Origin of the sequence: Vibrio sp. 10N.247.311.12 (assembly GCF_041467515.1) — a bacterium.
In the GTDB taxonomy this organism is placed as follows: Bacteria; Pseudomonadota; Gammaproteobacteria; order Enterobacterales; family Vibrionaceae; genus Vibrio; species Vibrio crassostreae_C.
The window spans coordinates 19,561-33,322 of the sequence record NZ_JBFSUV010000059.1 but is presented as its reverse complement, the minus strand read 5'-3'; the positions used below and the strand labels follow the sequence as shown (position 1 = coordinate 33,322).

The 13,762-nt window shown below is 43.5% G+C and carries 14 protein-coding genes and 1 pseudogene; 7 read left to right on the top strand and 8 right to left on the bottom strand.

The features are described 5' to 3' along the window. Positions 1-622 precede the first annotated feature (622 nt). From AB6E30_RS20445 to AB6E30_RS20430, 4 genes are all read right to left on the bottom strand, one after another. Complete coding sequence (locus AB6E30_RS20445; RefSeq protein WP_372105034.1) at positions 623-1,744, bottom strand: choice-of-anchor X domain-containing protein; 1,122 nt, start codon at positions 1,742-1,744, stop codon at positions 623-625. A 12-nt stretch (positions 1,745-1,756) separates the two neighbouring features. Next, positions 1,757-3,274 (bottom strand): esterase/lipase family protein, encoded by a 1,518-nt coding sequence (locus AB6E30_RS20440; protein ID WP_372105032.1) that lies wholly within the window; start codon positions 3,272-3,274, stop codon positions 1,757-1,759. 489 nt (positions 3,275-3,763) lie between these two features. Next, positions 3,764-4,861, bottom strand: a complete 1,098-nt coding sequence (locus AB6E30_RS20435; RefSeq protein WP_136982812.1) for a nickel/cobalt transporter — start codon at positions 4,859-4,861, stop codon at positions 3,764-3,766. A gap of 94 nt (positions 4,862-4,955) precedes the next feature. Next, complete coding sequence (locus AB6E30_RS20430) at positions 4,956-5,678, bottom strand: DUF1007 family protein (RefSeq protein ID WP_136982811.1); 723 nt, start codon at positions 5,676-5,678, stop codon at positions 4,956-4,958. Between the two features lie 475 nt (positions 5,679-6,153). Between AB6E30_RS20430 and AB6E30_RS20425 the strand changes: the two genes are divergently transcribed. Further along, positions 6,154-6,600: a NifB/NifX family molybdenum-iron cluster-binding protein gene (locus tag AB6E30_RS20425; protein WP_136982810.1), complete on the top strand. Its 447-nt coding sequence runs from the start codon at positions 6,154-6,156 to the stop codon at positions 6,598-6,600. After that, positions 6,597-6,794 (top strand): (Na+)-NQR maturation NqrM, encoded by a 198-nt coding sequence (gene nqrM, locus AB6E30_RS20420; protein ID WP_017059103.1) that lies wholly within the window; start codon positions 6,597-6,599, stop codon positions 6,792-6,794. Before AB6E30_RS20425 ends, nqrM begins: the two co-directional genes overlap by 4 nt. A 63-nt stretch (positions 6,795-6,857) precedes the next feature. Here the strand turns inward: nqrM and AB6E30_RS20415 are convergent, their stop codons facing one another. Further along, positions 6,858-7,136, bottom strand: coding sequence for a DUF134 domain-containing protein (locus AB6E30_RS20415; protein ID WP_029235478.1), 279 nt, complete (start codon positions 7,134-7,136; stop codon positions 6,858-6,860). Between the two features lie 34 nt (positions 7,137-7,170). On the opposite strand from AB6E30_RS20415, the gene AB6E30_RS20410 reads away from it, so the two are divergent. Together AB6E30_RS20410 and AB6E30_RS20405 are read left to right on the top strand one after the other, a co-directional pair. Then, complete coding sequence (locus AB6E30_RS20410) at positions 7,171-7,620, top strand: PaaI family thioesterase (protein WP_102320058.1); 450 nt, start codon at positions 7,171-7,173, stop codon at positions 7,618-7,620. A gap of 34 nt (positions 7,621-7,654) precedes the next feature. Further along, a pseudogene (locus tag AB6E30_RS20405) lies at positions 7,655-7,783 on the top strand (ABC transporter substrate-binding protein); the annotation flags it as partial. 42 nt (positions 7,784-7,825) lie between these two features. On the opposite strand, the gene AB6E30_RS20400 reads toward AB6E30_RS20405, so the two are convergent. After that, on the bottom strand, positions 7,826-8,029 hold the full coding sequence (locus AB6E30_RS20400; protein WP_017059106.1) for a hypothetical protein: 204 nt from the start codon (positions 8,027-8,029) through the stop codon (positions 7,826-7,828). Between the two features lie 364 nt (positions 8,030-8,393). Here AB6E30_RS20400 and pnuC point away from each other — a divergent pair, with 364 nt between their 5' ends. The 3 genes from pnuC (at position 8,394) to AB6E30_RS20385 (ending at position 10,671) form a co-directional block, all read left to right on the top strand. Then, positions 8,394-9,128 (top strand): nicotinamide riboside transporter PnuC, encoded by a 735-nt coding sequence (pnuC, locus tag AB6E30_RS20395; RefSeq protein ID WP_017069647.1) that lies wholly within the window; start codon positions 8,394-8,396, stop codon positions 9,126-9,128. An 8-nt stretch (positions 9,129-9,136) separates the two neighbouring features. After that, the gene (locus tag AB6E30_RS20390) at positions 9,137-9,865 is read left to right on the top strand and encodes a nucleoside phosphorylase (RefSeq protein WP_372105030.1); all 729 of its coding nucleotides are present in this window, start codon (positions 9,137-9,139) and stop codon (positions 9,863-9,865) included. Between the two features lie 125 nt (positions 9,866-9,990). After that, positions 9,991-10,671 carry a Crp/Fnr family transcriptional regulator gene (locus tag AB6E30_RS20385; protein ID WP_136978221.1) on the top strand — a complete coding sequence of 227 codons (681 nt, stop codon included), beginning with the start codon at positions 9,991-9,993 and terminating at the stop codon, positions 10,669-10,671. Positions 10,672-10,816: 145 nt separating this feature from the next. On the opposite strand, the gene AB6E30_RS20380 is transcribed toward AB6E30_RS20385, so the two are convergent. Both AB6E30_RS20380 and AB6E30_RS20375 read right to left on the bottom strand, forming a co-directional pair. Then, entirely contained in the window at positions 10,817-12,520 is a 1,704-nt protein-coding gene (locus AB6E30_RS20380) for an FAD-dependent oxidoreductase (protein WP_372105029.1), read from the bottom strand. A 268-nt stretch (positions 12,521-12,788) separates the two neighbouring features. Continuing rightward, a complete protein-coding gene (locus tag AB6E30_RS20375; protein ID WP_133151375.1) occupies positions 12,789-13,691 on the bottom strand; it encodes a VirK/YbjX family protein in 903 nt (300 codons plus the stop codon). Positions 13,692-13,762 lie beyond the last annotated feature (71 nt).

Sequence of the window (13,762 nt, the reverse complement as noted above, 5' to 3'; positions counted from 1 at the left end):
AACGATTGTTCTGGTTAAACTCTAGGAACGTGGCCAATATCAGTTGACCACTACACTATAGTGATTAGTGTGCTTTATCACTGCTGTTGAGGGTGCTCTAACAGAATAAATATATGAAGCTTGCAAAGTTCATCACCGTTCACTCTGAGAGGCCATGCCCAAAGCGATACCTTGGGCATGGCCTTATTCTATTTCAGTTTTAGGATCAGTACTCGATGAATAATGACACCTGCTTAACGTTAATGAAGAAACTTCTTTCATAGGGAGAAGAGGTAAGAGCAATATCTAGTTTGTTCAACCCAGACACTCTCTTCTCATTTAATGCTTCTAATAGTTTAGAGTTGGTAAACCTAAGCGTTTGACCGGCTTCTACGTTGTTGAATGTAGTGAGTGGATTACTCCATGCTGCACATATTGTAAAAGACTCACAGAACGTGTCGTAATCCAGTGTGTTTGGAGACCAAGTTTGATTTACGATATGCGCAGTCACATTGTTGAATGGAAATTGAAGGGTTGAATCTCCGAAGTCAACAATAGGAAACTCAAAACTCAGCGAATCAATGTAGGTTCCATCTTGCGACATAGTCGGTGTGGTGACTAAACTCCCCGTGACTTCAATCGGTTAGCGGCAACGCTCAAAAGATGCTAAATCAATAAATTCTTCAAACTGAATTCGAGGGGCTGAAATTCGTATGTCATCTTGAGTGATTGCGTAGATGATCGTCGGGTTGGAGGTCAAAGTAGACGCTGAATCAAACGCGCCAAAAATATCTTCAGTTGAGTACTGTAGAGTGACGATTTGCTTCGCAGGTTTGAGTTGCAGACGTTTGCTTGTGTTCAGCTCGTCAATTCCATCGGTGAGGTAACCATGAATGGCAAAATCCCCCGCGGATTTAACATCAAGTTCCAAGCGCTGCTCTAAGGCAATAACACAGCCTTCAGAGGAAAACAGTGGAGCGAGTGAGAGGCTGACAAATTCAATGTCAGAGGGTAGTACGTGGATTTTTTTACTTGTCTGGCGAGTGATAGTTGTTCCATATTCTTCAAAAGACGTTATGCCTTCAATTAGATAATCCCCTTCAGCGGGTGGAACGAAAATATTGCTGTAGACACCATCTTTAGCAATAGCATCGAAATTGACACCCTCATCTTTAAGCGTCAGGCGTGTTTTTATTCCAGCTTCATCAATGATCACTGCGCTGGTTTGGGCACCTGTGATTGGATTCCCTTTGTTTGTCAGTAATGCAGAAACGGGAACTGGTTCACCGACCACAAATTGGTTTGCAGCTATCGCCATGCCAAACGCAATAGGGGATTGGATCGCAACCTGAGCAATAATTACTGTGTTGTAACTTGGGTTTGGAAAATCAACGACGATCTTCCATTCGCCAGGTTCAGGGTTAGTTACTTCAGGCAAAAATAAATAGCTGCCCGGTAGCGGCGGACTTTGTGTGTCACCTGAAAGTATGTTCGCTTGCACATCATTGGATGATGTTGCGACTTGCCCGTTAGGCTTGACTAAATATACGGTTGCATCATCCAACGGCACGATGATTTCTGCTTTTAGGGCTTCCGCTTTGTCGATGGTAAATAGCATTGTGACTTCGTTATCGTTACTAGTCACTGGTTGAGATAGTGTCGTGCTTGTACTCATCCCAACGGGTATTGTATTACTGGCGATAGCCGGTGTGATGAAGGTACAGAAAAGACTGAACACCATCACTAATTGCTTGATGAATTTCATTGTGGCCACTCCTTAGCGCATTGAAATAATTTGTTGTAGAAAACGTTCAACGTTTTGTCCCGTTTTCATTGTTGAGTGGTTAGTCAATACGTTACCCAATGCATTGGTATAACTTGGGTTAGCGCTTGCCAAGGTCACAACAACATCATTTTCTTGCGGTACTGTTTGAATGGCTTGGTAACTGACTATGGTGATTGGATGAGCTTGTGGTCCATGCACACTTGGCATTGTGACCGATTGAGTTTGAGTATCGAGGTAGGCCGCAGAACTAAAGCTTCTTAGCGCCTGCCAAGCGGTAACGCCTGCCCAACGCGATCCCCATGGGAATAGGCCAACGATATCAGGATCTTTCTCAATAACACCGTCTTGGTTGAGATCGGCATTTGCCCCAATAGAAAATGTATTTGCAATATTGCCGCGAGTACGCATTTGGATCGCGTTTGATGCTGTATCCGTTGTTAGATCACGGATACCAGGCATTTTAGGACCCGCAAACGGAATATTTGGGAGTTGCATGTACTTGCCAGCGTAATTATTTGGATCGGTACTGACGTAACTGTAGATATCGGCGTAGTGGTCCATTTTTATCACCGACAAATCTGCTGCGACGCTACCAAGGTGAGGTGTGGAGAAAGTAGAAAGGGAGGTTATCTCAAAGGAAGGGCTAAGTGCTTTGAGGTTTTGGGTATCTAGCCCGCCTTTACTGTGTGCAATGACGTGAACTTTGTCGGATTTCAACTCATCGAGAAAACCCTGAATTTTGTTGTTCAAGATATTAGCGTTAGTCGCTGTGGTTCCATTTTTGTCAGCAGAGAAACGAGTATAACGAATGCCATAGTCATCAAGTGTAGAAAGCACGCCTGGAGCCGTATCATCATCCCAAGTGTCTGATTGTGCAGCAATGCCATGAGCAAGAATCACAGGAATGGCAACATCAAACTCGATTGAGACCCAATCGACAGACATACACCAGTTGTCTCCCGTATTGCCAGTATCAATATCGACGCGAATCTCATTGTTTTGGCCGAACTTGATATCACTGATATCGACTTGAAGGTTAGTATCCGTCCAGCGGTTATCAGAGCCTTGCAGCGTACCTAAAGACTTTCCGTTAAAAGATACGACATCTATTTCTGGAGCAATATTACTGACGTTGGCATTGGAGTCTATGTCGAAGACCGGCATGCTAATCCTTGCGTTAGAACCGAGAACGCCTTTTTGCTGCATATCGCCCAGTTTACTTGGGGCAATTCTCCCGTCACTTTGTAAAACGTTGGGGCTGACAACCATAGGAACAGGTAAAGAGATAAGTAGAGGTCCGCCAGAAGCATAGGTACAACCGGTATCCAGACCAGGACCAGAATTGACAACATAAACGCCGAGTACTTCTTGCGGTGGGGCTATCCCAGAGCTTTGTGAACGCATCGAGAAATTACGCAATTCGTGTGAATCAGGTATATCTTCGGCACTCGCGAAACTCGGAGAAAGTAACAAAACACTGAGCGTGGCGCTCGGAATGTATAGTTTCATTTGTTTACCTTTGAGTATAGGTTATCCAAGAATTTGGTTGAAGAAAGCTCTATCTGTAGTTGTAAGGTAAAGGCTTGGAGTTTGATGTGAAATTTATTGGGTATAATTTCGGCTTGTTACTCAATTGATAAAACTGCTGCTCTATTTTTTTTCAAAATAGGAAGAGTGCGATCGTAGTTTCTGGATTGCGGAAGTTATGTCCTTATTTTCAAAAGGAGGGGGATAGTGCTCTAATATTGTTAGAACAATCTAAGTTAGTTTATGAAAGAGTAGCTAAGAATAGGAAAATCAAAGTTGGATGTAGGTTTGTTACAGAACTACATAGAGCGCGCTGTTCTGAATGGCTGACTACTAACCTAACTGGCTGTGCAAAGTTAGGTTAGTAGAAATTATGTGGCTGTTAATTCAGATTTGAGAGATAAGGGCTAGTGTTTTTTAGTAAAAATGGTAAAGGTCGCAATAAACTGAGGTTTGTTATTACATCGTTCGCTACATAGTGAAAACAGGCGACATACCGCTGTCTTGTCCACTCATTAGCAACAAGCCAATTAAGACAAGTAAAACACCACCGAATAGCTGTAAATAATGACCTGCGGCTTTTAGTGAAGCACTGTTATTCTTGTTACCTGCTGCCAAATAGCGTTTTACCAAGTTCTTGCCTGTTAGTGTCATTATAGCAATCGTCGAGGTTGTGAAAGCAGTACCAATCGCCATGGCAAAAGCACTGACAACACCCATCCAATATAGGCCAACCATGTTTGCGAAAAGCAGTACCATGATGGCTCCGGTGCACGGTCTTACGCCAATCGTCACTATAATTCCAGCATATTCTCGGAGCGTTGAGGCTTTGTTGATTGCGTCTGCATCGGCTACATGCTGGTGGCCGCACCCACAGTCGGCATGAGAATGATCTGCATGAGTGTTAGCTGCGGCTTGCATTGTGCTAGTAGCGTCGATTATCGGAGAAGGGGCTGATATTGATGAACGAAGTGCCATTGGCGAACGCGCTGAAATTGTCGCAGCTGTGTCTGTTGCGAGTGTAGTGATGGCTTTCACTTTCAGCTTAGGCTTACGCATAGCGGTGTAGATGTTTTTCAAAGCCTTCCAACATATAAGTGCGCCGACGACCGCGACTAAGGCAAAGCTTAATGAAACAAACATATTCGCTTTGTCATTCACTACTCGCATGGAAGCACTAAAGCCCCACAGCAACACGCTTACTAGTAAGATTGCGACCAATGCTTGTAAAAAAGCGGAGACGGCCGTAAGCACTAAACTCGCCTTGGCTTTGGTTGGGTGAGTCGCTAAGTAAGTCGACACGATAACTTTGCCGTGCCCTGGCCCCAAAGAATGAAGCATGCCATAGATAAAGCTGAACCCGATAAGGTAACTGCCTGCGCCCCAAGGGTTGGATTTAGCTTCATAGAGCAGGTCTGCAAGTTCTGAATTGACTTCTCTTTGCCATTGAATGCTAGAGATAACTAACGATGGCCACATGGACCACAGTTGATACGCACCAATAGCAATAAGCACGAACGCGCCAGCACTAATGAGGTAGTGATTGATTTTGGATTGATTTTTCTTCATTTAACAAGAACCTATATCTGAAATCTTTCTGTTAATTAGTTGCCATGCTTAATCAGCTAGACGCTGACTTAAAGGCTGAAACGAACCACTGCGACTAAGAAGCGGGAACCGCCGCACAATGAAGCTCAACCGATTGTGTAAACAGTTGGCCTAGCGTGTTATCTGGATCTGCATCGACAGGTAAAGACATTGCATAACTCATTTGCTCTGGCGTCGGGTTAGGCTCGATTAATTCTAAATGGCATTGTCTTGCTAGTTCAGGTGACAATGTCACGTCGCTGTTGGATAGCCACGACATGTCGACAAAGTAACTAGGGTCAAAAATCAATACGCGAAGCGAGTTTCGTGTCACAGGCTTAGGTTTAGAAAGTGGTAGGTCAAATGTTAGAACCATCTTGGCTTTATCACGCTCAAACTTTGCGTTCTCAACCACCTGATATTTGATGGGCTCTTTACCATCATAAAAGTACGTGAAGTAGTGCTCATACATCATGTTTTCGATTACAGACGCAGCGAGCTTTTTGAATGTTTCAGTTTCTGTATCGGCAGAGACGTCTTCTCCATCCAACATGTACATCGAGGTCATTGCATCAAAAGACCACTCCATAGAGAGACCGGTGATCATGCCATTCTCTCCCTCAATATGAGTTTTCATCTCTATCCAAGAGTGAGGGTGGGCATATAGATTTGGCGCAAAACACAATAATGCTAGGCCAACAGTCAAGCCCTTGAGAGAGCGAAAGCATGTCGAGAAACGGCTTACATAGCGTGTGGAGAGGCGATTGATGACATCGATTAGAATAAATGGCTGTTTCATGAGAAATGATGGTAATTTAGTGTGATGTTATATTATAACAACCCGATGCGTTGTTCACTTCAAATTATAAGCTTGTTTACATTGAAGCCGACTGCAATTCTTGATTTTCAATCCAACCTATTTTTCCTATAAACATCTTTGATTGGTCCCTAATTCGACATTATTCAGACTAGTGTGTGACGTTGAATAGTCGATTAAGCTCTCGGTTGTGCGAGGCCTTTTTGTAATGGGTTTGAGCTTGGCTCTTGATAACAGGCATTAACAACGCAAAAAATACCCCCAGTAAAAATACTACCCCCTAGTATATATGGTTATTTGAAAGGTAACTGAGATAGGCTGAAGATGACGGTAAGTTTGGGTGCTTGTGATCTTAGTTATCGATCCAGTAAATCTTATTTTTTACATGATAGTTATTGGCATATGCCAATAATGGGGCGTATGCTGAACTCCTGATCATCAATAACAGGAAGTTACTATGTTATACGCAGTACCTTGTCGCGACCTTCATGTTGGCAACCACTTTGCTCGTTCCCCACAGATCGCGATTGTCGATGAACAACGACAGATAAAACAGATTGTTCCTTTGATTGACTCCGACACCTCTTGCAATAAAAAGAAGCAATGGATTTCGGTTCTCCGTTCTTACGATGTGAAATCTGTGGTGGTTCGTTATATTGGTAAGAAGATGCTGGCGCACTTGTTCAATAACGATATTCGAGTCTTGGCATCGACAGGTAAGGCAGAAATCGGGGCTTTGGATTTCGACAATCTACGGGAAGTGACCGATCTCGATTATGGTCGCGAGCCGAGAAATAGTGGGTGTGGCAATAAAACGTGCGGCGAAAACGGGCACAAAAAACAAGCTTCGATTCTAATGGTACAGCCTAATCAGCTAGATGCTATTCGAGGGTTCCGACAATGACCTTTTTGTTGACGCTATTGGGGTTTGTCGGAGTCGTTACATTGATGGCGATAGGCGTGATTTTTTCGCGCAAGCCAATCAAAGGCAGCTGTGGAGGATTGGCGCAGTTAGATATTGAGCGTGAATGCAATTGCAAGGATGTGTGTGAAGGGCAAAGCAAAAAGCTGTATCAGATTACTGAGCCATCAAGCTAAGTATCGAAGTAAGCATCAGAGTTCTCGCTCACTGAGTTAAATAACCTCTGGCTAACACGTTAATTAACTACTTTGAATCACCAACGCGTGACCATTGACGATGCACTTGGCGACTTTAGCTCGTGCACGCTTGATAATGTTGCCGAACGTTTGGCGAGACACCTGCATTTGTTCAGCGGCTTCAAGCTGGCTCAGGCCTTCTTGATCAGCCAAGCGCAAGGCTTCGAGCTCTTCCAATAGCAATTCTTCTTTATGAAGCTCGTCCATAGGAACACCATTGGGCTTAAAACAAGAGTAAGCCGTACGGGTACACAACTGGCGATGTTTTTTTGGTCGAGCCATATCAATCTCTAGCAATCTATGGGTAAAGGTAAGTATGAAGGTTTTCTTTCCACACAATCATCGGCGTTGCCAAGTGTGCAGCCAAGGTTTTTTCAACGACAGCGCCATTTGCTTTGAAGCTATTGGCGAGCATGACACTTTAACTAAGCATGAGGCAGTAGCTAAATATAAAACCAGAGCCAAGATTGTACCAACAGATAAAACTGAGGGCTACGATGGCATCATGCAAGGTGGCATTGTCACTACACTGCATGACAGCGCGATGTTGCATTGTCTATTTCAGAATGATATCAAGGCGATGACGGTGAGTTTAACCTCTCGTTTTCATCATCCGATTTTGATTGGTCAAGAACTGGAAGTTCGTGCCCAGTGGGTGAAAAGTAGACGTAATATCTACTTCCTAGAAAGCCAAATTACTCAGTGCGGAAAGTTATGTTCGTCGGCACAAAGTCAGTTTATGTCAGTTTCTAGCTATCAAACTTAAGCTTGGTATAGCGGTGTTGTTTTATCAGTTATAAAAGTCCAACTACGGTTTCATAATCACTGAAAATAACGTGTACGAAGAAGAGATTAACCGCGCCCTGTTGAAGATTCGTGAGTCACGAAAGTGGCGTAAAATCTTGGTCGATTATTTCGCAGATCAGTAATCGAAATTAGAGGCTTATTCAAAAGCTTTTGGACTTTCGCCGTTACAGTTGATCTGAATCTGAGGCCTTGATCTTTTTGAAGTATTTAAATGCACTCCAAACCGCGTAAGCCGCAACCCCTACAATCAATGCCGAGCGAAGGAGAATAGGCGCATCATGCTCAAGTTGACCAACATGAGGAACAATACTGGCAAACAATCGACTGGTAAAAAGCAGCCCCATTACTAACATAATTACTTTATTCATGTGACCTGCCATTCAATTGAGTACGTTGCACAGAACGAGTTTTGGGGCGATTACACGGTTAACACGCCAGACAACGATTCTGCTCAAGATAAAATCATGCGCTTCTCAAACGTAACCGTCAATGCGATATCGGCGTTAAGCCAGTAAGCTAAAATTTCGTTTTTGGAAGGGGGCTGTTCTGGTGCTGGAGTTTCGAGTTCGAGACTGTGGGAGGGCTATGACATCTTCCCGTGAAATTGATTTTCCGGATTTAATATTCTGATTTATGACCGCATGCATTCTAGGGGGGACAAATGTCCTCCTTTTTATTTGGAGAGGCGCAATAAAATAGGTGCCACTAAAACAAATAATAAAGGACACATCTATGGACCTATTCGCTCTACTTGATATCAACAATACTTTAGTCAATATCCCAATAGGGGATGGCTACGCAATGAGCTGGATTGAAGCATTCGGCACCGTGTTTGGTCTGTTGTGTATTTGGTTTGCAAGCCAAGAAAAAACCATTAACTACCTGTTCGGATTGCTGAATGTCACCTTATTTGCGGTTATCTTTTTCCAAATTCAGTTATACGGACTGCTACTTCTTCAATTGTTCTTCTTCTGTGCCAACATTTACGGTTGGTACGCATGGACACGTCCTAATGAGCAAGGTGAAACGCTAGAAGTTCGTTGGTTGAGCCAAAATAAACTAGTAGCAACGGCCGTAGCGTGTGCGATTTCTATTGCTTTGTTAACTATGTACATCGACCCATTCTTTTTTGCGCTAGCAAACATCGCGGTAGATAGCCTGAATCTATTTGGTGCGGATTTAGCGGAGCCAGTGCTTGAACCGGATGCGTTCCCATTCTGGGATGCCACGATGACCATTCTATCTATTGTTGCTCAAGTTCTTATGACACGTAAGTATGTTGAAAACTGGATACTGTGGATTGTGATTAACATTATCAGCGTTGGTATTTATGCGACGCAGGGTGTGTACGCAATGTCTGTTCAATACGCAATCTTAATGTTTATTGCGGCAAACGGTACTCGTGAGTGGGCACGCACAGCTAAACGAAACAGTGATAAATCGTTAACTCAAGCAACGGCTTCTTAGGAGTGAAGATGGCAAAGCAACCTCATATCTGCGTTGATGAAACGCAAATTGCTCCGTTAGTTATTGTTTGTGGTGAGCCAGATAGAGCGAATCGAATCGCTAACTTGCTTGAACATGCTGAACTGGTCTCTGAAAACCGTGAATATCGAATCTTCACTGGTCAATATCAAGGTAAAGCGATATCGGTTTGCAGCACGGGCATTGGTGCACCTTCAATGATCATTGCGGTAGAAGAGCTTAAGTTTTGTGGTGTGACTCATATTGTCCGAGTAGGGTCTGCAGGCGCGATGCAGTCACATATCGGGCTTGGTGAGCTAATTATTGCAGAGGGCGCGGTTCGCGATGAGGGTGGTTCTACCGCTTACGTTAAGCCGTCGTATCCCGCCTATGCAAGCTTCTCTCTGCTTAAAGAGCTAGACAAGTTCTTGCAGCAGCAAACAACACCTTACTATTTGGGCACGGTACGCTCACACGACAGTTTTTATACCGATGACGAGAAGGCGCTTTGTCAGTACTGGAATGGCAAAGGCATTTTAGGTGCAGACATGGAAACATCCGCGCTGTTTACCGTGGGACGCTTGAGAGGGCTTAATGTCGCTTCTATCTTGAACAATGTTGTCTTGTACGAACAAGATGTAAAGGAGGGCGTTGGGCAATATGTCGATGAGGCAGAGGTAATGATGCAAGGAGAGCGGCTAGCGTCATTAGTGGCACTGGAAGCATTAATTACTCAATAAGAGCCTGAATAAATGCAAGACGAAAGCGATGGGAGACCGTCGCTTTTTTATTGGGTTCTCTCCTGTGGTTTAAGTGGTTACAATCGTTTGAATATAAACAGCAGTAATGCAATGAGAGAGTAAGTATGAAGATTGCACCATACTCAAGCGGACGCTTTAAAAACTACTTAGAACAAAAAAGCTCTGAATTTAGAGATCTCATCTACCAACACCAAGTTAACTCTCGTTACTTCAATCAAAATGATGAAATCCTACGTCAAGGTGAACAGCTTCAGTATCTTTATGTAGTGCCCGCTGGAAGAGTCTCTATGAGTATTTCGGCGGCTAATGGGCGACGCTTTCAATTGGGCGAAGTGAATTGTGATTATCATATCTTCGGTGAGATGGAGTTTTTCACGCAGACCCCTTGTCAGTGGAACGTAGTGGCTGATGAACACATGCAAGTTGATGTTATTTGCATTCAGAGATTAGCAGAAGCACTACTTGAAAATCCGGGGATGATGTTCTTCTTTGCCTCTGCATTGGCGGAAGATTATCAAGACTCTATGGGTATTTACACTAACCGTCTTTTACACTCAATTACCTACAATATTGCGTATGATTTATTGGTTCAAAGCGAGACTAACACTGTGTTAGGCGGTTTCGATAAAGTGAATCAAGAAGCGGAACGTTTTGGCACATCGAGCAGAGTGTATCGAAGAGCGGTTAAAGACCTATTAGACAAAGGTTTCATCAGAAAAGGAGAGCAAGGGTTAGAAATTGTCGATCAGCGAGCACTGCAAGCTTTTATTGACTCCTACGAATAATAAAAGAGCTTGGCACTTACTTAAATGCCAAGCTCGGTTTTTCAATGTTTACTATTAACTACTCGCATCTATTTATGAGCGACTTTCTCTCAGCAACTAGCCCGTAAGTGTCCGCGCACCATTACCGGCGACTAAGTATTAATCCTTAAGCTTTTGCATACATGAGTGTTCTATAACCACCGATTAAGTTGCGTGCTTTAAAGCCGTTGTTGACGAGTTGGCGATAAGCCACGTTACCACGTAACCCGACTTGGCAGTAGATTACAATCTCTTTGTCTTTTGATAGTTCGTCCATGCGGTGACGCAGTTGGTCGACAGGAATGTTGATTGCGCCTTCAATAAAGCCACCATTTTCTAGTTCGCCAGGGTTACGAACATCGAGTAGGAGTTGGTTGTCGCTTAATGTTGCAATCTCATCGAAATGAATAGGTGTCGCGTCACCTTTAATAATATTGTTGGCAACAAATGCGGCTTGGTTAATCACGTCCTTGGCACTCCCGTAAGGTGGTGCATAGGTTAATTCAAGGTGTTGAAGCTGATCAACGGTCATACCTGCACGTTGAGCTACTGCCATAACATCAATGCGTTTATCAACGCCATCTTTACCGACGGCTTGCGCACCTAGTATTTTCCCTGTCTTAGGGGCGAATAACATCTTGAACGAGACAATCTCAGCGCCAGGATAGTAGCTAGCGTGGCTTGCGGTATGCACATAGACTTTTTCATAGTCGACGCCTTCACGCTTCAACTGTTTTTCGTTTTTCCCTGTTGAGGCAACGGCTAGGTCAAAAATCTTACAGATAGCCGTGCCTTGTGTACCTTGATAAGTTTCACTGCGTCCGAGCATGTTGTCGGCAGCCATACGACCTTGACGGTTAGCAGGGCCAGCAAGCGGAACTAGAGTTTGTGCACCTGTGACAAAGTCTTTTTCTTCGACCACATCACCCACAGCGTAGATGCTAGGATCGCTAGTCTGCATCATTTCATTGGTGTAGATACCACCTAGTTCGCCAATTTGAAGTCCTGCTTCTTTTGCTAACTTAGTCTCAGGACGCACACCGATAGCCATGATTAAGATATCAGTAGTTAATGACTCGCCATTATTAAGTGTTAATTCTAATTCACCCTCTATGTGTTGGTGCTTCTCGCTCTCGCCTGAATCAAAACTTGCGATGTGTTCGTTAGGTATATATTTCACAGACTCAAGCGCGACGCCGAGTTTTAGGTCGATGCCTTTGTCACGAATCTCCGCATGGGCAAAGCCGGCCATTTCCCGGTCTACTGGCGTCATTACTTGGTCAGCCATCTCAATCAACGAAGTCTTGATCCCAAGCTGATGAAACGCTTCCATCATTTCCAAGCCGATAAAGCCACCGCCAACAACTGTCGCGTGCTCAGGTTTATTCATTTGGATTGTTTCGATGATGCGATCCATATCTGGAATATTGCGTAGTGAATGGGTGAGGGGGTTATCGATTCCTGAGATGGGAGGAACGACGGCACCGGCTCCAGGGCTGAGTAATAAGAAGTCGTAACTCTCGCTGTAGTGATTACCATCAACAAGATTTTTGACTGTAACGGTTTTATTGGTGCGATCAATAGAGGTAACTTCGTTCATCACTCGTGCGTCAACGTTGAAGCGAGCTAAGAAGCTTTCAGGTGTTTGTAACAGAAGCTTGCTTCTATCCTCGATATCGCCACCTATGTGGTATGGCAATCCACAGTTGGCAAAAGAGACGAATGGTCCTCGTTCAAACATTATGATTTCGGCTTCTTCACTAAGACGACGAGCGCGTGCAGCAGCTGAAGCACCTCCAGCTACGCCACCGATGATTACAATTTTAGTCATACGTTTACCTATTACTGTCTCTAAGTTTAACTATACAAATTGCCGAGCATAGAGCTTGTATCTTCTTAATGATCAGTACTGGCTGGTCGCCGGCGATTGAGTAGTTTTCGAAATACCTAGATACTATAAAGATGTAAATTAGCATTGTCTAATATTTATTTTAAAGCTATCACCTCGGGATTGAGCGTTTGGTCCAAGGGCTGTGATTAGACTAAAGCACGCTAGTAAAGGTAATACGCGTTAGCGAGTCGAGTACAGGTTAGCCAAATTAACTGTCATGAGCATAATGAACAGGATCATGGATGTGCTGACTGATTACGTTCTTCAGATCTTGTTCATACAGATCTAGCCAGGCATAACGCTCGCGATACAACTTACGCTTTTGACGTTTTAGAGCTTCAAGATCTTTCCTGTTCGGGTTTGTCGGGAGACGATAGAAATAGTTATCATGCACCTGTCCATCGTGCTCTTCCCACAGACTGTCGTATTTAAGGCTGATGTCTTTGTTTTTCTTACCGTAGCGTAATGAGTTCGAGACATGACCAGACTCTTTTACCGCATAGATATTGTCGATACCCAAGTTAATAGCGAGCAGTCGTAGTGTTTCTACCATGAAGGATTTAGGTCTTAAACCGTAAAAAGCTTTGGTGAATGTGCGGCTAAATCCATTGTCATTGGCGCCACCCTGTATACCGCCGATGTAGATGTTGTTGTCGAAAACAGTAAATGAAATGGTATACATTTTTTCGAGTTGAGAGTTGGTCAATGAAATTGTCAGTTCACCTTCTTTTCTCGCGTTTCTTTCGAAGCTGAGATTAACCAGATAAACGTTGTCATCTATCTCAAGTTTTAAAAGATTGAGCCTTTCGTTATAGATTTGGTGTCTAGCTTCTGTTGCGAAGGTGTTTTCAAACCAGTCGTAGTGTTTGGATAAGATATCGATCTTTTCTTTATTGCTAAAGCCAGTACATAAGTAGGGAGTCACAAATTTAGAAAGGAAGTTGGGTTGCTTGATAAATAATAACTTTCTCTCTTCAGAGTTGAAATTATTACTCATTTTTCGAGTAGCTGAATAATAAAACAGGGCTCGAATAGTAAACTTAACTATCGCTTTGTACTTACCCTTATTTTTATGGGTATTTGCTTCAATCCCCATGCGAACGACATTCATAATCACCTCAAAGAAGAAGGATTGCCCGAACATAGTCGTGTCATGAACCCTTCCAATAATCTCACCAATAA